Origin of the sequence: Bacteroides graminisolvens (assembly GCF_963666085.1) — a bacterium.
In the GTDB taxonomy this organism is placed as follows: domain Bacteria; phylum Bacteroidota; class Bacteroidia; order Bacteroidales; family Bacteroidaceae; genus Bacteroides; species Bacteroides graminisolvens.
This window is the reverse complement of sequence record NZ_OY762556.1, coordinates 2453922-2475988: the sequence shown is the minus strand read 5'-3', so window position 1 is coordinate 2475988 and position 22067 is coordinate 2453922. Positions and strand designations below refer to the sequence as shown.

The following is a 22067-nucleotide window of genomic DNA, read 5'->3' as shown; positions in this document are numbered from 1 at the left end:
TGCGTTATTTATTCTCTGTTTGCCGAATTGGGTTCACAAACTTTCATGACTATCTTAGAAAAAGTATGATCAAGACTAAAAGCAAACGATGTGGAATTCTTATAGTAAACGCGGTAAATCTCATTTCCGATAGAGGGAATATTAATAGATACCAAGCCAGAAGACATTTCAGACATGAAAGCTTTGAATTTTAATATGTAATCACTTGGACTTGAACCACTTATTGTAAAGATCAAGTTGAATTCCCTTTCATCATATTTTTTATTATTCAGAAGAACCCTCTTTCCATCTTCCAATCTGCTTTTATTCTCTATATAATCTTTTACAGGTGGAGGCGTCAATATATTATTCACAAAACCTTCACCCATATTAACGCCCCATGTATCGAAAGCATCTTTACCATTTATTATTAGATCTCCTCTCATAACTATAATGCTTTTTTAATGTTATCATTTATATTGTCTAATTTATCGTTTATTTTAGGTGAGTTTCTCACTACTCTTGAAATATTACCTGCAATATCCGGAATATGCTCAACTTGCAAAGTACGCATCTCGTCAATTATTCCTCTCATTGCAAAAACATCAGACGCTAACGAATCTATCTTATCAGTAGGAAAGTTGATGTTTATCTGTGGCTGATAACTATTTGAGATAACAGCTCTGTTCTGATCTGCAATATCAGGAACACTTGGAGTAGACAAAATTGCTTCACCTTTCATGTAATCGAGTAGAGACATTTTCTCATTAATAGAAGCAAGTAAAACCGTTTGTTGTACTAGTTGAGTTTTACTTTCTTCACCTGAAATCTGCAAAGCAGCAAAACGGCCGTTGAGTTCATTTCCTGTATCCTGATCCATCGTGTTGAAACCTTTAGATGTGGCTTCTTGAGATGAAGCAGCTGTATCGAATTGATCGTTTATCAGTTTGGCTGATTCTACGGCACCGATTATAATACTACTCTTTAAATCATCAAGGGCTTTTTGTTCATCTGAGGAAATTGTACCGTCTTCAAGCGACTTAGCCCACATATCGTACCACTTCCTTATATCATCTTTGTAGTTTTCAACGACAAACGCCTTGATAAGAGATTTTCTCATGTAGTCCGACATATCATCGGCTATATCTTTGTATGTAGTTTCAACATCGTACAGTGAATCCAGTATTCCATCAAAAAAGGAATCAAAAGAAACACCTGTAACGGACTCTTTAAGTGTTTCCTGTATCTCTTCAATACGTTCCTGACCTTCAATAATACTATTCAGATACCCACGTACATCATCATCTAGTTTAGCCCAGAATGTGGGAGCTTCTGACTTTAGTTTCTCCAGTTGTTCTACTGATAAACCGAAGAGCCCTACCATTCTCCCCTCAGTAGCTTTATCGTAAGCAGAGCCTAATGCTTTTTGTGCTTCTTCCCAATCAGATGAAGACATTCTTTTCCTTTGCCTTATACCGATACTATGAGAACCTGTACTAGCCCCTGAATTAAGTCTTTCGACACCTAGAGTACGATAGCTTTCAATGCTTTTATTGATTAAGGACTCGGCTTCTTTGCTCGCCTTTACAGCTTCTTCACCGTATGACATTTCGATATACTCTTTCTTGCTATCAATAAGCTCATCCCATATATCGTTCAACCTATCATATTGAGCAACCATCTCGTTATAGCCGGAATAGTCCGCGCCTTTGAAGAATCCTCCGGCTCCTTTTATTCCGAATATTTCTCCGACGGTATCTATAATTCCACCTGTTGAGTGCCAACTAGCGTCAAATATATCCCCTACGAAATTACCCAATCCTTTTTGGCCTATCTGATCCATAACAGCGATAAGAGCAGAAATGATTCCGCCTACCTGACTGCCTGATTCACTTAGCGCATCTACAAGCGTCCCGACTGTGTTACCGAAACTAGTTAATGATACATCGGCTTCTCCCAACTGTGTTATTGCATTAGTAACAGCAGTAATGTTGTCAATCGCTTTGTTTTGGGATTTAGTTACATTACTCTGTGCGTTAACTTTCGAGTTTTGGGCGTTTTGAAGATCTTTTTTAGCCTTTTCAATTGCTGCATTATCGCCAGACTTTAGAGCTTCCTCTAGCTTGTTTTGCGCATCTGTAACATTGTCTACAGCCCTCTTGTATTCCATTAATGAGGATTCAATTCCACCAAACAAACCGCCTTTGTCGGCAATAGCCGTATTAAGGTTATTAATAGCCTCTTCTATGATCTTCACATTTTCTGGAGATTCATTTTTTTTGAATTCAGGACTGTTTTTAAAAGCAACCAATTGCTTCTTTACATCTTGAAGTTGCTTTTTGGTTAAAGTAGATAAGTTCCCGAATATAGCCTCCCAATTGATAGACTGCTTCAACTCGCTAAGGTCTATATTAGACAGTTCTTCTTGCATCTGCTTTTTAAGAGATTCCTTTTCCCCCTCTGTTTCCGCTTTAGCAATTTTATCAGAATAAGATTCAGTGATAGCTTTCCTTTTCTCCATCACTGTACCCCATTCTTTGAGGTAGTTATTCCATGAGTCCCTGGACTTCTGATTGAATGCAACCTGCTCTTTTTCAAAACTCAATATGGCTGACTTATAACGGCTGTCGTACATCTCATTCTCTTCATCAGATAACGAAATACCAGATGAAGAAAACACTTTGCCTTTATTCTTAGGATTGGCTTCAAAAGCAGAGCGCGCATCATCTATCTTCTTTCTCAGAGCATCTTCTTTGTCTCTGTCAATGGTCTGCATCTCTTTCTCGAAGTTGTACTCCATTTGAGCAATGACTTTTGCACTGCCTTCATCCATTGCTTTAATACGAGCTTCATCAACCGACATTTGTAAGTCTTCGGCTCTTCGTTTTTCATCTAAGGCTTGCTTAGTAAGGAGAATATTATACTTTTCGGTCTCTTTTCTTAGTTTCTCGGATTCAGTCTCTTTCTTAGTAGTACTGCCGCCTAGTTTTTCATACCGCTCTTTTGCTGCCTTTTCTGCATCATCTGCCTTTTTAAGCTCTTTCTCATACTGATCTGCCGATGTATATGTTTTAGCGGATGCTTTTATATCCTCTACATTTTTTTTGGCCTTATCCCATGCAGACTTAGCTTCATTGATATAATCTTTGGCTGATTTTTCTTCAATATTTATAATTTTATCATTAAGAGATTGGATCCTATTTACTAATATTTTATCTGTTAATGGTGCCTCTTCACCTTGTATCTGAAGCCATTCCTTACCTGAATTTCTTAATATTATCCGATACCCTTCGTACATTTTTAGATAGGCCTTTGCTGACTCTTTAGTCATGTTATCTAGTGACAGAGTAAACGCTATTTGTTGAGACTTGCGCATATTGTCCTGTTCCGCTCCAATTATGGATGAAATGGCATTGATTTTACCCTTTATCACATCTGCGTCTGTTTCCAGAAACCCTTTATCTCGCTTTATATTGAATTGTTGATACAGCGATTGGTACTCAGCTTGAGAACCTTGTCTTGTTCTGCCAGCTTCGCCAACACGCTCCAATTCTTGTAACCGTTTAAGGTTTTTCAAATTGTTAATGTCATTAATCTGATTATAAGACGTCATCATTTTTTGCCTTATAAGAAGTTGCTCGTTTTCTTTTTTCCTTGCTTCTGTCAGGTTGTCTACAAGCTGTTTCTCTGTCTTATATGTGCCAAAGATAGATGGAGATAATTTTTGAAGTTCTTTAAACGCTTCAAGTTTGGCCTCCCTAGTAGCCAATTCATCCTGTAAGACGGATAGCAAATCATCTATCCTTTTTTTCTCATTCTCTAAATATTTATCATATTCTTCTTGTCTGTCTATCAGTTTTTTGTATTCCTTCTCTTGTGCGCTTGTGGAATCGCTCAATGTATATAAAGCTATTCCTAGAGCCACTACGCCAGCCGTAACAGCCACATAAGGATTCATTAATAAAACCTTGTTGTAAGTGGCCTGTGCGACTGTAGCTGCCTTCGTAGCTGCTATCTTACCCCATAATGCCTTACTACCTCCCTCTTCCAATAAGGAACTCAACACCAGAGCAGTTTTATACGTGCCATAAGTTGTTATCAGGATAGTTATAGCTTTGCCTATTTCTTCATAATTATCTACCAGAGCAGTAGCTCCCTTGATTCCTGTTTTTATAAGACCTTCATTGCTTTCTCCAATCTCATTCAATTTGTTTGAGATTGTATCTGAAAGGATAGACATCTGTCCGGCAACCTCTTCACTTTGCTTCTGTGACATGCCATAGAACTTCCCTCCTGCGCTTGTTGCATCAATAAACGCTTGTTGTACCATCTCTGCGGAAATAGCACCTTTTGACATCTCGTCTTTGAGTTGTGCAATTGTTTTGCCCGTCTTCTCTGCTATAAATTGTAGCGGGTTGAAACCGGCATTAATCATCTGATTTAGATCCTGCCCCATGAGCTTACCCGCTGCCGACATCTGACTAAAGGCCAAAGAAAGAGACTGGAATTTTTGGCTATTCCCCCTTGATATATCCCCGATAGCCTCTATATATCTAGGCACCTTCTCAGCTTCAATATTAAAGCCTATCATCATCTCGGTTGAGGATTGTATATCCATGAACTCCAAAGGAGATATTTTGGCATACTGTTTATTCTTAGATAAGAGTTTTTTAGCTTGCTCTTCGCCTACCATTGTCTCTAGTGATACTTCTGCAGAACGGAACTGACTGCGAACATCTAGTATTTTTGAGCCTAGTTGTTTAAGAGCTGTTACCCCACCGATAATGCCCAATGTTTTTCCTAGTGAGAATGTAGAGGATGTGCTATCCTTTATTTCTGTATTGTATAATGCGTATTCATCTTTTAGTTTCCTTACAGACAATCTAGCATTAGCTTGTTGCTGAGTAAGGTCGAATAGAGCCGCTCTCTCTTCGTTGAGTACTCGTTTAGCTGCGTTTAGTTCACCTAGCGCATTGTTCCCCTTCAAAGGATTCATACGGACGGAACGATATGCATCAGTAAGCCGTCTTACATCAGCCTCTACATTCTTAACTACTGCTTTCTGGCTGATTATCTTTTGCGTGAAATCATTAACGGCTTGAGAGCCTTTATATATCTTACTTTTAAAATCTCCATCCATCATTACAGCCGTTTTTGCAGCCTCGCTGACCATTCCCTTGAGTTGTGATTGAGCCTCGTTAATCTGTCTGTTTAACGTTGCCACAGCCGCAGGCGCTTTATTGGCATCCATCGACTTCATCTGACTCTCCAGCCTAGAGATTTCCTCTCTAAGCCTTATTACTTTTTCGTAATCACTTTCTATTCTGAAATAAAGACTAGGCATATCTATCTACTTTTTGATTTATTCTTGAAATACTCATCTTCTGACACTTCTTCCATCACCTCACCACTCACAGTATGAAGTTTATCTTTCTGCATGATAATTAAGTTTCTATAAGGGATAAGTTCAAAGACTTCTTTGTAGGTTAAATGAAGATTCTCCATAAAGGAGGCTATTTGACCTAGAAGCGTGTCATTTCCTATAACTTGGGTTTTGCCGCTATCTTTGACATTGATTTCAGAGAAGCGGCAATGGAGAAAAAATCATCCCCTCCGGCAAGAGAAAGGACTTCATTTTTCAGTTTATTAAGCTCTGACATATTTAGCGTTACTAACCGTTTTCCCACTTTATGAGCTTTCCACCTCCAATTCTTAACATCTCCCACAATCATACATGAAAGACCTTTTATTATGTGAGGGCTATTTTGAGGAACTTCTGCCAATACAGTAACTTTGTTGTATTCGCCATCCATACCTATCTTTGAAAATTCAGATATAGCCCGACATAGGACCTTGACAGAAGGAGGATATACAGTATAGATATTATCATTAACCTTTATGGTTACAAACTCGCCTGTCAGGCTATCCGATACTAATTTTGCAGCTTCATTCATACGATTTTAAATTAAAAAAGGATGGGGTGGCATCACCCACTCCACCCTTTACGTTATACAACCTTTCTACCTTATATTACCCCTCTACGGCTTCTACTTCAGCTTGATCTCTCCATACCTCGGCAGCTAAATTGGCAACACCAGTTTCCATTGCAACGGCTGTTACTCCTAAACCGATATTCTTCTCTACAAAGTTCCCTTTGCCCACAATTGAGGCATTCGGAAACACAATGTAGTTTCCGGTCTTGGTTTGGGCGATGATACATTTGTTGATATTCTGCACGTCTCCCCTGTCCCAACCTGTTGCAGTAGCCGTACCACCTTGCAAGGCTGCCTTGTCGGTATATTCATATTCGCCAAGAGTGAAAGCAATAGACACGGCTCCTGCTTGGGTTATATCTTTATAATAGATATGGCCTGTCAACTCATTCACATAATTCGTAACAGATGGATCGTCTTCCGTATATCCCCATGTATCTTGATGGGAATTCTTCACCTCTTTAGTAGTTTCTTTAGCTAATAAAGCCTTAATTTCGGTGCCGGATAATGAAGCTCCAGCAATACTTGTTATAGGATTAGCATACCATATCCTTTTAATTCCGATAAACTTCTTACTCATAATTATTTTACATTTAAAACTTCAAACAAAATTCTTACATTCACATAATGACACTCTAAATTAGAATCTCTCTCTCGACCAATAGAGGATATTTTATAGCGATAGGTAGTATTGTCGTAAGAGCTTACCACATCATCCAGTAGTTCTTGAGCTTGTCTTTCAAGTTCACCCAAACGACTGAAATTAGCGGAATTCTTGCTTGAATCAGGCACACATAGGTTCACCTCTACAAAACCTTTCTTCCAATAAGTACCCGCTTCTTGCTTCTTGGCATAAATGACAATTCTTTCGGTCGTAATCTCGCCTGTAAGAGTTTCTCCGTCAGGTACTCTATCAATCCCGAAAGCCTTGCAATCACGATAAAGGATGTTCGCTATGTCGCTACTTACTATCATCTATTCAAATTCTTCTTTAGCTCGTTTTTCCGCATGTAAAGCGGCACCACTTAAAACATCAAACTCTTTGGATTCCACGTATGAAGCATATTCTGTTTCATTCTTCAGCAATATCCCCTCTTCGTCAACTTCTCCCTCATTGGATGCTCTTAGAACGCCTGTACGATCTTGATAACTACCGTTATCTTTAGCGTATTGAACTGATTCATTAGCTATCTCATGCTCTTTTGCAAGAACACGGGATTTCTCGTCATCAAACCAAGAAGCCACATCTGAAAAGTCAAAATCTACATCCATAATTCTGAATAATTAAAATAATTTGTAGATTTCACAGTGTAAATCGTCCCACATGCCCTCACCACTTCGCCATCCATACACCTGACTTCATCACCCGCTTTCAGAGAAACGTTCTTCTCGCATACAACGTGATAATTTGGCCTGTACACAGAACCATTATCAGAGGTAAACTCTTTCGTAGTGTTATCATCACACCGACATCCGCATACCGTTTTCCAATCTTCTCTACCTGTATTTGGAATAGGTCTGCCAAACTCATCCTTTTTGGGTTTGGTAATGACTTTAACTTGCAATATATGAGGGGCAAAAATCATAAGAATGTTACTTTAGGTTTATTGCTTAACTCATCCTTTAATCCGTACTCTTTGCAAGCCCATGAATAGTAGTCCTTAACGCCCTGAATGTTCCAAGACATTGAAAACCCGCTTTCTGAGATGGACTGTGCACGGAGTAAGAGAGAAGGAATAAACTTCGCAATCGACACACTGATTTTCAGCTTATTATCGTCTGTTACTTCATCGTTAACTTCAAGAGAAATATCCAAAAGGTCAGCCTCCGACAACTGAATGCCGAAGGTCTGAAACTTTTGTTTTATGTAGTCACTTACTATCATGCTTCAATTCCCAAAGCTGTTTTTAGCGCCTTCGTTTTCTCTTCGTCCAAAGCGACAATATTTGCAATCAGAGTTTCCTCTTTCATATTCATTGTTGCTTTTTCACCTATAACTTTCAATGCATCAACAACTGCTTTTTTCTCAAACTCCTGTTCAAAGAGAGAAAGAGTTTCTTTGCTTTCTTTTTTCTTCTCTTCAAGGGCTTCAACTAGACCACGAGACACTAAGTCCTTTACACGGTTCTCGTCAGTTATTTCAAGCTCTTTACCAATCTGATACAGTTCTTTGGTGAACTTATCACGAAAAATTTCGATAACTTTTACTTTCATATTTAGCCCTCCTGTATAGCATTAATAGCCGATAAGTCGAAATTAACAATCTCCGTAGGATTACTGATTTGAGGAATCCATTCAGCCGTGTATTCAAGATAACGGCCGTTGTTATCCCTAACCTGAGAGATAAGCATATTCCCGTCTGCCTGTGTATAGGTACGTCCCGGTACAGGATCTGTAGCCTCGTAAGGAGTGTGGAATCTCATGTAACCTATCTTATCTTGTGGAAGTAGGGTAATACGCCCGTCAGCATATACAGCTTGATTCTTGCCGGTCTGATCTTTCACGTAATCCTCTTTTATTTCAATGGCCGGAAGTCCGATACCTGTGAACACTTCAGATGCAAGAGCAGAGTTTAGCAAGCCTGTTGACAGATACATCTGATTAGAGCCTAACACTTGTTTGTAGTGATCTCCAAATTCAGACGAGCCAACAATATTCTTAATGAATGTTCCACGGGTCATAACCATTTTAGAGAATGTCCCGTAGTCTGCCTTCAATGAATTAACCTGTTCTTGCAAATAAGTGATGAACTTTGTTTTCACCTCAGCCGTAGGAGTGATGAACTTAAACGGAAGTTCAATTTCCAACAGATCCGGAGCACTGGCATCATCTCGCTTATCCTTGTTCTTGACAACTGCTTTTCCTGTCATTAACAAAGAACCAACGACCAAGTCCATACGCTTGTGAGCCGCCAGCATCACCTGACGGAAATCATCATAAATGAAATTGATAATCTCATTCAAAGCACTGCTTTGGTTAGCGGGTTTAGCTACGTTGTACTTGTCAATCAGATCCTGCAAATCAGACAGACGGTCAATAGATATCTGGTAGCGATCACCCAAGTAAGCAATCTCGCCATATCCAGAACCGATGTTCCGACGTTCGCGGATGGGTTTCTCACCATAACGAGAATTGATAGAACCGGCCATCACACCCGTTACAGAGCCTATGTAGTCCTTGAATACACGGGTAGTCGTTCTACGGAAGTCAAGATACTGCATCCAATAAATAGCGTCTTTTCTCGTTTGAGTCACACGCCTAATGATAGCGGAGATAACGTTCGCATCATTAAAGAGAGTTTCAATAGTCAACACCATATCTTAATCCTCCTATTCGTTAAATTGAAAATCTTTACCCAAATTCACTTTGTCCTTATCGGAGAAAGGAACGACCAATTTATCGGGTTCAATCTCACGGGCAACCGATAACAACGCAACCAGATTGATACCACCCTCTACTTTTCTGCTTTCATACAGAGCAGAATTAGCCACATTCTTAGGGCTCGTTCCGCCAGCCGCACTAGCCTCGAAAAGAACAGCGTTTTTGGCAATATTGGCACCAAAGTCTGATATGGTCAACACATCATAATCGGAATTCGACTTGTCAACTCCCGAAACAGCGGTACCTTTAGTACCGTTACCTAAAAACATACCAGAATAAGCATAAGAACCTTTTTTGATTTTAAGGCTCGTGCCTCCCGAGGTATAGGCTTCTACTACCTTCACATTTCTCACTACCTTGCATGTCTTGTAGTTCAAGTCGGCAGCTATTGGAATAAATGAAGGAAGAACATCCCCTACGTTCAGGTTTGTCGTATCAAGCCTGTACGGCCCTCTACGACGAATACCCGTACTTACATCGTATCTTTCCTCTACCGATGGTTCTGGGGTTAAGTCGTACTTAAATCCTGCACTCATTTTTACTTTTTGTTTTGTTCAACAATCTCTTCAGTACCTTTATTAATCATATTGGCGATTTCGGTACTTTCTTTCTCTAATTTTTGCTCAGGGGTTTCCGGAGCTTGTGCGCCTTTGAATCCGTCATTAGCAAAGTCTTGTTTTAAGTCCTTGAAATAAGTATCCAAGTCCTCATCTTCTTTAATGGCACATCTCTTAGCGTAATTTTCGGGAATACCATACTCCTTTGCCTTTGCAAGAATCTGCTCTTGGCGTGTAGCCTGCAACTTCTCTTGCTTTAAAGTAGAAAGTTCAGTTGAGAGAGCCTTATTAGAGTCAATCAACGCCTGTGCCCATGCGGGAACATCATCTTTCTTTTCTTCTGTCTTGGGATTAGGATTGGGATTCTCGATTGGCTTACCGTCTTTAAGGTTATGCTTCTTCTCGTAGTTCCTGATTGAGGAGGAAGTAGCATCCCCGGCACGGAAATCGCCGTAACTTGTCAACACGTCCGAAAAACTAACTCCCTCTACAATGGCAGGTATTTGGCTTTCGTCCGTTAGACCTTCAGCTTTCTTGGTAGCTATCCGGTCAAGAATAGCATCATCGACACCGACAAATTTCGTTTTCAATGCTGCTAAGATTTTTTCTTTCATACCGTATGAATATTAAATTGTTAAATTGAAATTCAGTGGTATAAAAGTACTTATAGTGTATTTCTGTGGGAATTTTTTAGAGGTGGGAAAGCTAACAAGTAGGGAAAGGTGCGTTATTAAAGAAAAAAGGCGCGAAACCGAGTGGAATCACGCCTAAAAAGTATATATACATCTATTACTTAATTTCTAATTCTTTCCCAGCTAAATCAAAATATAAATTTTGAAGCTGATGAAGAGAGTTTATTGGAATGAAACAACAGTCCTTATCGTTATCAGCAGGAACAACGTGGTTAAAGACATTGTTGTCTTTAACAATAACCAAATAACAATAATCCATTATTCCCTTGGGCTGGTATTTGAGCTCATACGCAACTCTTGGAACTACTCGAAAGGTTATTCTGTCTCTTATTGTTTGAAAATTGCATGATTTAAGCAATTCATCTTTAATAAGAATAGAGGAACAATCACTCCTATTTAACCGTTCATTTTTATCTCCTAAAAGAGTGTCTTCCTTAAAAGCGTCTTTGGCATTATCAGAGCCCAATACTATTCCAGTAATTCGAACTTTTTTGTCTTTATATAAGACATAGTTCCCTATTCTTAGTTCTTTAATATCTATCATACCCCTAACACGATATTAGCATCAATATTCAACTTTCGACTAATCTCACGAGCAACTTTCAATGTCGGTTCACATTTGCCAGAAATATAGTCACTAAGGCGTGAAGGGCTAACGCCAATCAACTTAGATAGAGATTTCTGATTCAGATCCATTTCAAACATTCTAAGTTTGAGAACATCCACTAATGAAGGCTCTCCCATAGCAAAGTGCTCCTCTGAGTAATCAGCAACAAGATTGGAAAGAAGATCTAACTCTATGCTGTTAGGATCATTCAAAGGAGTATCATCTTTCACTAACGGAAGAAGCTCCTCTACTCTTTTCACTGCCCATTCATATTGGGCTTGATTTTCTATCTTTGTCATAAGCTCTAAATATTAGCGCAATCTATTTTATCATATTCTTTATGAGTACCAATAAAACGAACATATACAAACTTTACAGTAAATTTTATAACGACTACTAAGCGATAATTGTTGCCTTTGATATTGAAAACATAGTGCTGATTACCTACATTGTCAACACTATTAAAGGTTTTCTTGACATCAGCAAAACAAGCCCACTCACTCTTCTTAACAATCATAGTCCATTCTTGCAAAGCCACCTTTGAATCAGGGTGATTCTCTGCATATTCTTTTAAAGCTTGTTCTGTAAATATTCTCATTGCTTACTCAATTTTCATGTGACAAAGATAATAACTAAATTCTATTTTTCAAAATTAAATTCCAATAATTACAATTAAATGCAAAAAAATAGCGGCAACTTCGAAGAATCACCGTCTAAATGTCCTATTTATCTTATCACAAAATTATAAAACCCGTAATTTTCCTGACTAAGAAGCCATTTTTTGTTCTTTTTCTCCGATTTTCTTATTCTTCGCCAAATCTTCTTCAATCTCCTTTAACTCTTCATCAATGCGATATTCTCCCAAATTTATCACAAGATCCTGTTTCTCCATTATAGAACCATATTATATTAGAACCACGGTCAATTCGTCCATTCTCGATACAATACCCTGTTGCAACATCATACACATAAAACGTATTTCCACTAATATTAGCAAATGATATATATTGCCCAGTTTTTATATCATAAATATCAAATCGACTTTCACCCCTCATTATCGTAAAAGCCATACAAGCACCACTTGACACACTATAAATATAGAAATCTTTCATACCACCTAATTTTTAAAGTTTCCCTGCTAAATTCTTCACATCCTCCGCAAACTTTAATTCACATCTACAGATTGTAGAGCAAAAGTAAAAATAAACACATAAAAATCACTTATATATAGCAATAAATTTTAAAAATAGTCTACTTCTTCATATTCATATATTGTTTCTGTGCCTCACTACTTTGTCTTTCATCTTGCTCTTCTTTAATTTGAGCAAGTTCTTCATCAATGCGATCGGCATTACCTGCAAACATAATACCTTCCCTCCGTGACCAGACACCACCTTCAACGGCTGTTACTGCTATATCAACTTTATCGCTAACATCATCAATCATATACGGTACCAAATCCACATCAATATCTATTGTCTGTGAGGCTTTATCAAACTCATAAGGATTGATAGCTCCCAAAGCAGACACAAGGAAGTTCACGCGCCTTTGCATAAAGTCCCCTATCACCTCGGCATGATTCTCCACTGACATGTGAGCGCCCATGAACATCATCTTAAAGGCTGTCCCCGACTTCGCGCCAATACCCTTCATTGTTTCAAAGGAGATTCTCGGCGTGTTGGTCATATCATAAGCATTACTTGTGAGAGTCTCGGCTTCGAATTTTACAGTATCAGGAACCTGATTCCATGTGAGATATTGCGCATCAGCTCCTTGCCCCTCCAGCTTCACCATTCTATCCTTTGCCTTGCCCGCAAAGCCACTTACATCGCCAATGAGTTTCAAAAGCGGAAAAAAATGATAATCTATGCAGTCGGCATAGTTCGATAGAAGTTTCTCCAACCTTACCCGAAATGTCTTAATCTTGTGGCAGTATGTCTCAGGCCGGTAGGCGTATATAACAGGAAGCTTAGTAAAACCGTGCTTAAAAGTCTTGCCTTCAGACATATTCCACGTTTTATTTAACTCCCATTGGTAAACGGCATTCTTAGTCACTGTCATAAAAACATCTATCTCGTTATCATCCAGATCTTTCTTTTTATACTCGCGAGACATTGCTACAAAGTCGCCATAATCATCAAAGAACGGATAGAGCTTATCCCCTCTGAACGGAGACCATATAACGCTTCTTAGTTTCTTTGTAGGCTTTACCTTACCCCCGAAAGTTATCTTTACCTTTGCCCAGAATTTAGCCCAAAAAGAATCATCATCGGTCACATACCAATACTCGGCCACCTCCTGTTCACTCAACCAGGCACGAACAATCTTTTTGTTTTGGTATTTGATTTTGTTTTTCTGCAAGACAGACTTCAAAGCAGCGAACAAATTCTTTTCACCATCATCGGAAGGAGTACAATCCATTGATGGCTCAGTACCTACTGTGAAGGCTGTTTGTATGTTCACAATATCCTGCTCCAGAGGAATGACAATACGATTAACAGGTTCAGTTTCGTATTTAGCCTCAATATTGTAGGTTTTACCTGTCTTCTCATCAAACTCTTTTTTCGCTTCTTCTTTGAGCACTTTGCGATCAGGATATTTATTCTTATCAGTCATTATCTCATGTAGATCCGGATTCCAATCTTCCCATAATTTTCTCCTGTCTGGAAGCTCGGTCTTTCTCCCTTTCTTGAGGTACTGAATCTTTCTATCAATATCCTCCAACGCTAATATTTCTTCTAATGTCATAATCCAATATCTTAATGTGTGAATATTCCTGTTAAATCTTTAGGCTTTTGAATCTTACCTAAAAGCTCACCCAATACATAGTAACGTGCAGCATCAATGCAATTATGTACAAGAACTCCATTAGCAAAAAACTCGTGCATATCCTCAACCTCCAAGTCGTAAACACTTGCTATATTCTGACTTATTATCTCAATCTTTTTTATTTCTGACGCTTGCAGAATACTTTCCGCTGCAACTTTTGCTACAGTACCATGTTCTACTGTATTTGTTTGCAGTAAATTCTCTACCGCACCATTTGCATTTCCGTATTTCGTTGTCAACTCCTGAGTAGTATCTGTATGCAGTCTTGCACTTGTTTGAACAAAATCTGTTAATTCCATTCGGCATTGCAGAAAACGTCTTTCCGCACCATTCACAGACGAACTCCTTTGGCTTTGCATTTGCAAATTGTTTTTTAGCGTGCTCGCTATGCCATTTCCTGCCTTCTTCTGAGCCATGCCACTCTGCGGCATATTTACTTGCTTTAGCCATGTTCTTTCTACGTTGTGAAAGTATTTCTTCATTCTCATTTTGTTCTTTCGCATGAAGCCGCAAATGGGTGTGCATCTCAATAAGCTCAAGGTTGCTAATTTCATTATTCCATGTGTTTTCGTCTTTGTGGTGGACATGGTATCCTTTTGGTATATCTCCATTGAAGTATTTCCACACTTCTCTGTGAAGTCTTTTCGTTCCACGAGAGAAATATCGTTCTCCGTTGTATAAACGATATTCTTTCCCATTAAAGATTTGCACGTATAGAGTACGTCCGTTTCCGTCAAGTCTTTTAATTGCTTCCATCCGTTTTTAGTTTTAAATTTATGTTCAGGTGTTGCCTTTACTTCTACTATAAAGTTACTAAAAATCAGACGAATATGCAATATCTTTTTGCATCCATTATCAAAGAATTTACTTACTTTCCGATAGCCGTTTGATGTAAGCACATACTCGCCAACTTTGATGGAATCAATGTGCTTTCTACCCGATAAAGTTTCTATCATTGTTTCACCTACGAAGCAGTGATTGTCATGATCTTCCGGTTCATTTATATAATTCCCGTCCTTATCCTTTGCCCATACATATTTTCTAAACTCACTCTGTAAGTTATACGAGCGTTTGGTTATGTATATCTCCATACCCTGCATCTTGTCAATACCAGCATTGATTGAACCTGTTCCTTTTTCGACAGGATAAATTTTTATTCCTCCATTGTGGATTTCTTGAATTAAGCGAGGATCTGCACTGTCAGCTATCACCTTCAATCCCCACGGACGAAGTGTTTTAATTATGTCAGATGACAATAATCCGGTTCGATAGTCAACTTCATCCAAATAGAGGGCGTTATCAACAATGCCGCAACGAATAGATGCTGACGGATCATGCGTATAACCGAAGTCTTGTCCGATAGCAACCTTTTTCGCATAAGGTGGAAACTCATCAACAATACCCCACTTCTTGAACACAGCACCCGCGGCAACATCTGCCCAACGACCGATAACCACATGGGCGTACTTTTCGGGGTTGCTCACCTTCATATCCTGAACCTCTTTCAAGAACTCAGGAGAAAGATTCTCCATATTATCAAGATAAGTGGTGTGAATGTGTAATACGTTTGGATGAGTGGATATCTGAACCTGAACACCGTCAATTTCTACCTGTTTATGAGTTTTCTCAATGTATTTTTTATAGATGAAGTGATTGGAATCACAAGGGTTCATTATGATGATAATCCGGTTCTGAATACCCTTCTTACGAATGGAGAGCATAATCTTATCAAATTCCTCCTCATTAGTCCACTCCTCCGCTTCATCGCAGACGAAGGTCGTTATACCTTGAATGGATTTCAGCTTTGCCGTCTGATTCCCTGATGAGGTTTTGATACCCCGGAACATGATACGGCTGTTAGTCATTCTGTTGACTATATCCGTCTTGGTAGTCTTAAAATATTTCGTTGTTCCATCCAGGTCTATTTTCTCCATCATTTCAGGAATAATAGATATTCCGGCTGAAACCATTGTGTAACGGGTATAAAGAATCTGATGAACTATTTTCTCAGCAGGAGTCATTTCAAATGTCAGACGCTCGATAAAGGTAGATGCATTGAACGACTTACCCGATCCACGACCACCGGTAATAAGAATTATAAACTTCTCCTTGTCAATGTATAACGGATGGTAAATTGCCTGTGGGGTAATCATTTTCCGTCTCCTTTCACCTGATCTTTAATCCAAGAATCAATATCAACGCCTTTCTTTGGATCAGTAGGGATATCATCATCTTCGTCCTGCTTTCGTTCAATCTTTCTCCACTCTTCGTCATGATGGTATAACCAGACGGACATAGCCTGAAGACTTGGAGCCAGCTCACTTTCTACACTTTGGATTTCTTCATCGCCCGTATAATCCCCATTAATATCTTTCAGTTTACGCTTAGTGACGCTCTTTGTCTTTATACCTCCAACAGCCATTGCAAGGAACTTTGCCCTTACCGCTGCGGTAATTGTCGCCCGCCCGCGTGATAATACTTCACATAATTCCGGGTGCAAACTCTTCTTCTCACAAAATCTTTGCGGAGCTATACCCAAAGCATAAGCAATCTCTTTATCCGTGAATCCTTTCTTTGCAAATGATTCCACAGAGGAAAGAAACTCTTCTCCTGTGTAATCAAATTTGGGCTTTCTTCCCTTATTGCTCTTTGCTGTACCTTTAGATTCACTTCTTGCCATAATCAATCTATCCTTTCTATCATTTCATCAAATACTGAACCTACTATAAACTTCTCGTTCGGGTCAAATCCAAACCTTTCACAGAAAGCAGCTTTCTCTTCATAGGAAGAAAAGGATAACATCAGATAAGCATCCATATCATTTGCTTTTTCTTGTGCTGACTGTTTTACCTGTTCTTTAACGTCTTTCATATGAGCGACCTTTTCCGCCTTTTCCAATTGTTTAGCAGCTTTCTCGGCTTCTTTCTGTTCGGTAACAGGTGCCATCATATCACTTAGTGCATCAGCAAGTGAACTTTCCTCTTCTGTCTGGAGTAAGAAGTCACAGCCGATGAGATTCAAATCTACATCTGTCAGTCCGGCATCTTTCCAATCTATATCGGGAACAAGCTCACGTAAAGCGTCATAATCCCATGAGCCCATAGCATTTGGATTATTCGTTAAGATGTTTAGCTCCTTTTCCCGCTTTTCGTCAACATCAATAAGCTCTACACGAATTAGATAATCATTATCCGGATACTTATTCAGCTCATCCATAACGGATAAACGCTGGTGCCCCGATACAAGTGTCATACCTGTACGCTTGTTTACTACCAAACCGCCTACAAGCCCGAATTTCTTTATCCCTCGTTTAAGAGTTTTCTTCGCTTCTTCGGATATCTTACGAGGATTATACCCTGCCAGATGAATCATAGAGCGTTTAAGCTCTACCGATTCCGATGTCATATACTTACTTAGTTCCATTATAGTGTTCAAATAATATTCTTCTACTCATAGGAAATACCCCGTAAATTTTCTCAAGATCTTCAGGGTAGTTCTTTTCTAACCATAAAAAGCATTCTTGATTAAAGCCAACCCCACCGCTGGCATTCTTGGAATACCTTACAGGCTCAGGTAGTCCTTTTTGCTTCATATAAGCAAGAATATCCTTTTGTGTCCAGTCAGCCAGAGAGTAAACTAGTCCGCTCTTCTCATACGGAAAACCCATTCTGTTCAACATCAAACGTCTATTCATGGAATCAGCTTTCTTCATACCTAAAAAGACATAATCAATACCGTATTTCAATCTCATGGATTTAACTACATCAGCAAGCTTCAATAGCTTTACTTTGGGATTAGGAACACAGTACATGCCTGATTTAAGTATGTAGGTTAAATTCCAATGCGGTATTTGGACGAGCTCTATTTTCGGGTACTTTGCTTTCGTCCACTTTATCCAGCGTTCAATATGCCCCAGTTCGGGGACAAAATACATGAAGACACATACAACCCTATCAAACTTCGGATAGATGAGATCTAGTAGAACAAGACTATCCTTGCCAAAAGATAAAAACAGCAAAGCCGAACTCGTCTTTTCACGAATTCGGTCAATGCTGCAATATGTATCCTCGATTAGCATAGACACTAACCTCCGGATAAGCCTAATCCCTTACGAACTTCACCGTATTTCTGTCTACGGTTCATAAACTGGCCGCTACCACCTGTAAAACTTCTGCGACCAACAACGCCTTTATTTGACGTTGCGCTTGTACCTACTTTAATTCTAACTCAGCAAATCAATTTTAAATTAAACAATCAATCTAAATGTCTCTCTAAGACCTCACCTAAATCATAAACCACTTGAGCGGCTATATACTGCTCACCTTGATAGGTGTAGGTTACTAATTCATGATTCTCGTCTTCAAAGAGTTCTATTTTAGCGTCTTTGACCTCAACGATAATAAAAGGCCTTTTGCCCTTATATTCGCCTGTTAAGAATTTGATAGCATCATATTTGCGAGGTAGCAAAACACCTTCAATCTCTTTCACATAGCCGTCTTCATCAAGCTCACAATATTTAGATTGAGAATTAGGTCTAATCTCTCTAAACTCTTGCTTTTTGGTGCCTGCTAAGATCTCATCAAAAAACTTCTGTTTTATTGAAAGGGTCAAAATTTTCATAATCGTGATATTCAGTCTATAATTTAATAGTTGCGGGTAGTGGTAACGCTCCACTTATCTCTTCCAAGTCAAAGAAGCGAGATGTCTTTTTCTCTAACCCGCGATAGTACCCCAAAGGTACTAAACACCAAGCCTAAAGGCTAATTTTAGAAGCATGCATTGCGCACCTTTTAGTAATTGTTCGCTATTTAGATGATTTTCATGGCATACCAACTTTGATATGCCATGAATTGTTATTATTACATTAATGCAATATTATTCACCCCATAATTTCTTAGCTAAATCGAAGTTCTTTTGAGCTTCGTTTACGTCTTTCTTAGCGTAAGTCAAAGAATAAGCGTGTTCACGTGGGTATTTGCCTGATTTTAACCCCTCATGCCGCTCTTTAGCAACCTCTAATTTATGTTCATAGTATTCGATACTTTCAGGCATAGACAGATTTATTGTGTTAGCTCTTCTTGCCCAATATTCAGCTTTACTCTCATGTTCTTCTGCTTTGTTACTAAACTCGACGCATTTGCCCATGTTATTATGAGCTTCTTCGATGATCCTTCTGTGACGTCTTTCGCTATGGTGCCCGATTTTAATAGGTTCACCCAACGAAAGAAAATCAGCATGCTTGTTTGAGGCATTAAAGTACTCAGTACTTTTTCTTTCAGCTGATGCCGCCCATTCAAGCCTGCGCTCTGCTCTTTGCTTTGCCCACTCTTGTACGTTAAAACCGTCTGCACGAACTATTGAGTAGTAGTAAAAACCATCTTTCTCAAACACGAGATTAAAGACTATACTCTCATTTTCTTTGCCGTATTTTGTTGTTACGTCAATCACTTCACCCTTTTCATGCTTTTCTTCACATTTTGCCAAGAACACATTTGGCACATATTTTACGTACGTATTCATAATTGTATATGTTTAATTTATTATTAATTCGTTTGATTTTGATACCGCAAATATAGTATTTAATGTATCTTATAATACTATTTCTGTAGTTAATAAACAATAATATTATTATTTTGCGTAACATATAATAATTATAAAGTATATTTGCATTTATGGAAAAGGAAGATAAAAGAAGAGTTATACACGTAGAAATTAAAGCGACCGGAGAGCACAAGTATTTTGCTTCACCGGCTGCCGTATATGAGGTATTCACAAGTGAACAGCTTGGAATTGCTCGGCAGTCATTATTGAACTATTGGCAGAAAACTGAAGAGCCTTACGAGAATGCTATTTGTATAATCAGAAAGGGAGAATTGGAACGAAAAAAGAAAATTAAAATAGAGAAAGGAGAATAACATGCCCTATTGGTTACAATTTACAATTTTTGCCGTAATTGCCGGACTAATGCAATATATTGTTTCTTACTTCACTGAAAAAGGAAAGAATCTTGCCACAAAAGAAGATATCAAAGATATTACCTATAAAGTAGAATCTGTAAAAGCGAGTTATAATGAATCACTTGAGCGACACAAAATTGAACTTCAAAAGGAATTTGAATCATATAAATATATAGCAAAATTATGCTATTCTTTGGATAAAGAATTAATTACCCATATATCCAATTTAAATCAGAGACTTGCAACCCAAGATATATCTCCTGAGACTAAGGAAGCAATTCTAGAGTCAGCAACTTTATTATACAATTTCATTTCAGCTTATAAAACTCGATATATTTATATCACTGAAATAAATAATTTACACAAATGCATCAAAGATATACAGTATCGAAAACCTAGCATACCCAATGAAAAATTATATCCTTCAGAAATAACTCACTTGAAGATTTTATCTACTGGCATATTGGAGGCGTTACTTCCCCCATTAACAATCAATAAGCCAGAGCACTAAACTCTGACTTTTTTCATGCTACGGCAACACGTTCATTTGATTAGCTCTTTGACTCTAAGTCGATTTACAACTTCTGTGTAAAGATAGTCAACATCTTTACGAAAGTCCTTGTATATTTGATATGAAAAGGTAACATCTTCGATATTGTGCGATATTCGACTTGGACTAATGTTAGAAAAAACATCCTCTAAAACCTTTCGCACTCCGTTGGGCATTCTACCACCTGCTAGTACACTTGGGCAGTATAGAAAGAGAATAATAAATAAGAACTTCTTTCGCTGTGCAACGCTCTCTAAACTGGGTGGGAAATCCATACCTGCAAGTATATCTGCAAACCATTTATAAAGTTCTGGGATAAGCCCTAAATCTTCCAATAGAGGGATTGATAATTCACTTTCACGTTCTGAAAGTCTGGACTTTTGTTCACGAATAGTTTTTAGCTCCGAAATAGTAGAAAAATCTTTCACCATAACACGATTTATTTAAAAGTAAATAGTATATTTGTATCATAATCGTGTAAGGGGAATTGAGTGGTCGTGCGCTTGGTTCCCTTTTTATTTTACGGGCTTGTCCCTTTCTTGGATAGTCTTGTTCTTTTCATCAATACCCCTACTCCATACCATTGCAGAATAGATAGCACCTGCATATAAAAAAAGTTCCTCGCTATTTGCAAGGAACTCTACTTTCAAAGCTGACTTCATTGAATCAGCTAGTAATTTTTGATCTAATTTCATTTTATCACTTATTATTTTTAAGTATTAATCATATATAAATGAGGCTAAATAAAAGCCTCTTTCAATGCTATATCAATGATTTGCTTCATAATCTACCTACTATTTTCTTGATTTCTATTCACTAAATATATAAAGAGAAAAATTATTCCTATTTTTGCAAAAAAAACATGGAAATTTCTTATTCTACAATTGTAGCTACTGTTATAGGGGGATGCATCTCTCTTATAGCACAAATCATCAATAATAAATATCATATCAAAATAGAAGATAAAAGGCTTCATAAAGAATTCATAAAACTACATGAAGAGGAAGTATATCGACAAAAAGGTGAAAAACGAAATATTATATTGAAGGCTTTTGAATTACTTAACAACTTAGAACATTCAGTGTCACAAACACAAAGCTTTGCTGATAGTAAAAAAACATGACACAAATTGAACATGACCGACTTTATCAGGAAATAAGAGATAAAACGAACCATCTAGAAAGTATCATTGCAACATACTTCCCTGAATTATATGATTACACCCAAGAACTAGATAGCAGGAGCGGTGCATACTGGATACAACAAAGGTTATTACTAGCCACTAGCTATGATAATGATAAAGAGCAATGGATATTTATTAACAACGACCTTCTATTTGCCATTAGAGACTACAGTGGTTATATCGGTAAACTAAGAAGAGAGTTAATAAATATAGCTATAGAATTATAATATTCTCTTTTCCAGTAAGCTACTCGATAACTAATAAGTTACTGATATTTGATATTAGTAAAAGAAGTACTACATTTGTAATCAAATAATCAATTACAATATAAATACAATC

General features: G+C 38.1%; 30 protein-coding genes and 2 pseudogenes. 4 read left to right on the top strand and 28 right to left on the bottom strand.

The genetic code is table 11. The features are described 5' to 3' along the window. Nucleotides 1–8: 8 nt before the first annotated feature. The 26 genes and pseudogenes from ACKPCE_RS10340 to ACKPCE_RS10215 all read right to left on the bottom strand — a co-directional run bounded on the left by ACKPCE_RS10340 (nt 9) and on the right by ACKPCE_RS10215 (nt 19558). A complete protein-coding gene (locus ACKPCE_RS10340; RefSeq protein ID WP_319505114.1) occupies nt 9–425 on the bottom strand; it encodes a hypothetical protein in 417 nt (138 codons plus the stop codon). A gap of 2 nt (nt 426–427) precedes the next feature. After that, on the bottom strand, nt 428–5323 hold the full coding sequence (locus ACKPCE_RS10335; protein WP_319505113.1) for a tape measure protein: 4896 nt from the start codon (nt 5321–5323) through the stop codon (nt 428–430). Between the two features lie 2 nt (nt 5324–5325). Beyond that, nucleotides 5326–5484, bottom strand: coding sequence for a hypothetical protein (locus ACKPCE_RS10330; RefSeq protein WP_319505112.1), 159 nt, complete (start codon nt 5482–5484; stop codon nt 5326–5328). A 35-nt stretch (nt 5485–5519) separates the two neighbouring features. Beyond that, nucleotides 5520–5933: a hypothetical protein gene (locus ACKPCE_RS10325; protein ID WP_319505111.1), complete on the bottom strand. Its 414-nt coding sequence runs from the start codon at nt 5931–5933 to the stop codon at nt 5520–5522. 76 nt (nt 5934–6009) lie between these two features. After that, entirely contained in the window at nt 6010–6552 is a 543-nt protein-coding gene (locus ACKPCE_RS10320; RefSeq protein WP_319505110.1) for a hypothetical protein, read from the bottom strand. A 2-nt stretch (nt 6553–6554) separates the two neighbouring features. Beyond that, the gene (locus ACKPCE_RS10315) at nt 6555–6947 is read right to left on the bottom strand and encodes a hypothetical protein (protein WP_319505109.1); all 393 of its coding nucleotides are present in this window, start codon (nt 6945–6947) and stop codon (nt 6555–6557) included. Continuing rightward, nucleotides 6948–7244, bottom strand: coding sequence for a hypothetical protein (locus ACKPCE_RS10310; protein WP_319505108.1), 297 nt, complete (start codon nt 7242–7244; stop codon nt 6948–6950). Continuing rightward, nucleotides 7235–7558 (bottom strand): hypothetical protein, encoded by a 324-nt coding sequence (locus ACKPCE_RS10305; RefSeq protein ID WP_319505107.1) that lies wholly within the window; start codon nt 7556–7558, stop codon nt 7235–7237. Before ACKPCE_RS10305 ends, ACKPCE_RS10310 begins: the two co-directional genes overlap by 10 nt. Next, entirely contained in the window at nt 7555–7857 is a 303-nt protein-coding gene (locus tag ACKPCE_RS10300; protein WP_319505106.1) for a DUF6706 family protein, read from the bottom strand. The genes ACKPCE_RS10305 and ACKPCE_RS10300 overlap by 4 nt, the downstream gene beginning before the upstream one ends. Further along, nucleotides 7854–8186, bottom strand: coding sequence for a hypothetical protein (locus ACKPCE_RS10295; RefSeq protein WP_319505105.1), 333 nt, complete (start codon nt 8184–8186; stop codon nt 7854–7856). Before ACKPCE_RS10295 ends, ACKPCE_RS10300 begins: the two co-directional genes overlap by 4 nt. Before the next feature lie 2 nt (nt 8187–8188). After that, complete coding sequence (locus ACKPCE_RS10290) at nt 8189–9289, bottom strand: hypothetical protein (protein WP_319505104.1); 1101 nt, start codon at nt 9287–9289, stop codon at nt 8189–8191. A gap of 12 nt (nt 9290–9301) precedes the next feature. Beyond that, entirely contained in the window at nt 9302–9889 is a 588-nt protein-coding gene (locus tag ACKPCE_RS10285; RefSeq protein ID WP_319505103.1) for a head fiber protein, read from the bottom strand. Nucleotides 9890–9891: 2 nt separating this feature from the next. Further along, on the bottom strand, nt 9892–10524 hold the full coding sequence (locus tag ACKPCE_RS10280; protein WP_319505102.1) for a hypothetical protein: 633 nt from the start codon (nt 10522–10524) through the stop codon (nt 9892–9894). Nucleotides 10525–10699: 175 nt separating this feature from the next. Next, the gene (locus ACKPCE_RS10275; RefSeq protein WP_319505101.1) at nt 10700–11146 is read right to left on the bottom strand and encodes a hypothetical protein; all 447 of its coding nucleotides are present in this window, start codon (nt 11144–11146) and stop codon (nt 10700–10702) included. Further along, the gene (locus ACKPCE_RS10270) at nt 11143–11508 is read right to left on the bottom strand and encodes a helix-turn-helix domain-containing protein (RefSeq protein WP_319505100.1); all 366 of its coding nucleotides are present in this window, start codon (nt 11506–11508) and stop codon (nt 11143–11145) included. The genes ACKPCE_RS10275 and ACKPCE_RS10270 overlap by 4 nt, the downstream gene beginning before the upstream one ends. Nucleotides 11509–11513: 5 nt before the next feature. Then, a complete protein-coding gene (locus ACKPCE_RS10265; RefSeq protein ID WP_308764921.1) occupies nt 11514–11807 on the bottom strand; it encodes a type II toxin-antitoxin system HigB family toxin in 294 nt (97 codons plus the stop codon). Nucleotides 11808–11975: 168 nt separating this feature from the next. Next, the gene (locus ACKPCE_RS10260; protein ID WP_319505099.1) at nt 11976–12101 is read right to left on the bottom strand and encodes a hypothetical protein; all 126 of its coding nucleotides are present in this window, start codon (nt 12099–12101) and stop codon (nt 11976–11978) included. 359 nt (nt 12102–12460) lie between these two features. Beyond that, entirely contained in the window at nt 12461–13957 is a 1497-nt protein-coding gene (locus ACKPCE_RS10255; RefSeq protein ID WP_319505098.1) for a phage portal protein, read from the bottom strand. Nucleotides 13958–14061: 104 nt separating this feature from the next. Next, nucleotides 14062–14130 (bottom strand): annotated as a pseudogene (locus ACKPCE_RS10250) (hypothetical protein); the annotation flags it as partial. A gap of 16 nt (nt 14131–14146) precedes the next feature. Continuing rightward, complete coding sequence (locus ACKPCE_RS10245) at nt 14147–14794, bottom strand: HNH endonuclease signature motif containing protein (protein ID WP_407655032.1); 648 nt, start codon at nt 14792–14794, stop codon at nt 14147–14149. Between the two features lie 218 nt (nt 14795–15012). Then, nucleotides 15013–16191, bottom strand: a pseudogene (locus ACKPCE_RS10240) (PBSX family phage terminase large subunit); the annotation flags it as partial. After that, a complete protein-coding gene (locus tag ACKPCE_RS10235) occupies nt 16188–16718 on the bottom strand; it encodes a hypothetical protein (RefSeq protein ID WP_319505097.1) in 531 nt (176 codons plus the stop codon). The pseudogene ACKPCE_RS10240 and the gene ACKPCE_RS10235, both read right to left, overlap by 4 nt. Nucleotides 16719–16720: 2 nt before the next feature. Beyond that, nucleotides 16721–17461: a ParB N-terminal domain-containing protein gene (locus tag ACKPCE_RS10230; protein ID WP_319505096.1), complete on the bottom strand. Its 741-nt coding sequence runs from the start codon at nt 17459–17461 to the stop codon at nt 16721–16723. After that, the gene (locus ACKPCE_RS10225; RefSeq protein WP_319505095.1) at nt 17448–18116 is read right to left on the bottom strand and encodes a phosphoadenosine phosphosulfate reductase domain-containing protein; all 669 of its coding nucleotides are present in this window, start codon (nt 18114–18116) and stop codon (nt 17448–17450) included. The genes ACKPCE_RS10230 and ACKPCE_RS10225 overlap by 14 nt, the downstream gene beginning before the upstream one ends. Before the next feature lie 176 nt (nt 18117–18292). Next, a complete protein-coding gene (locus ACKPCE_RS10220) occupies nt 18293–18658 on the bottom strand; it encodes an ASCH domain-containing protein (RefSeq protein ID WP_319505094.1) in 366 nt (121 codons plus the stop codon). 255 nt (nt 18659–18913) lie between these two features. Further along, complete coding sequence (locus tag ACKPCE_RS10215) at nt 18914–19558, bottom strand: DUF3560 domain-containing protein (protein WP_319505093.1); 645 nt, start codon at nt 19556–19558, stop codon at nt 18914–18916. Between the two features lie 152 nt (nt 19559–19710). Between ACKPCE_RS10215 and ACKPCE_RS10210 the strand changes: the two genes are divergently transcribed. Both ACKPCE_RS10210 and ACKPCE_RS10205 read left to right on the top strand, forming a co-directional pair. Continuing rightward, nucleotides 19711–19953, top strand: coding sequence for a hypothetical protein (locus tag ACKPCE_RS10210; RefSeq protein WP_319505092.1), 243 nt, complete (start codon nt 19711–19713; stop codon nt 19951–19953). A gap of 1 nt (nt 19954) precedes the next feature. Then, complete coding sequence (locus ACKPCE_RS10205) at nt 19955–20506, top strand: hypothetical protein (RefSeq protein ID WP_319505091.1); 552 nt, start codon at nt 19955–19957, stop codon at nt 20504–20506. 32 nt (nt 20507–20538) lie between these two features. Here the strand turns inward: ACKPCE_RS10205 and ACKPCE_RS10200 are convergent, their stop codons facing one another. Beyond that, entirely contained in the window at nt 20539–20976 is a 438-nt protein-coding gene (locus ACKPCE_RS10200; protein ID WP_319505090.1) for a hypothetical protein, read from the bottom strand. 84 nt (nt 20977–21060) lie between these two features. Beyond that, nucleotides 21061–21240: a hypothetical protein gene (locus ACKPCE_RS10195; RefSeq protein WP_319505089.1), complete on the bottom strand. Its 180-nt coding sequence runs from the start codon at nt 21238–21240 to the stop codon at nt 21061–21063. A gap of 167 nt (nt 21241–21407) precedes the next feature. Between ACKPCE_RS10195 and ACKPCE_RS10190 the strand changes: the two genes are divergently transcribed. Together ACKPCE_RS10190 and ACKPCE_RS10185 are read left to right on the top strand one after the other, a co-directional pair. Next, nucleotides 21408–21668 carry a hypothetical protein gene (locus ACKPCE_RS10190; RefSeq protein ID WP_319505088.1) on the top strand — a complete coding sequence of 87 codons (261 nt, stop codon included), beginning with the start codon at nt 21408–21410 and terminating at the stop codon, nt 21666–21668. Continuing rightward, the gene (locus ACKPCE_RS10185; RefSeq protein WP_319505087.1) at nt 21665–21955 is read left to right on the top strand and encodes a hypothetical protein; all 291 of its coding nucleotides are present in this window, start codon (nt 21665–21667) and stop codon (nt 21953–21955) included. The genes ACKPCE_RS10190 and ACKPCE_RS10185 overlap by 4 nt, the downstream gene beginning before the upstream one ends. Nucleotides 21956–22067 lie beyond the last annotated feature (112 nt).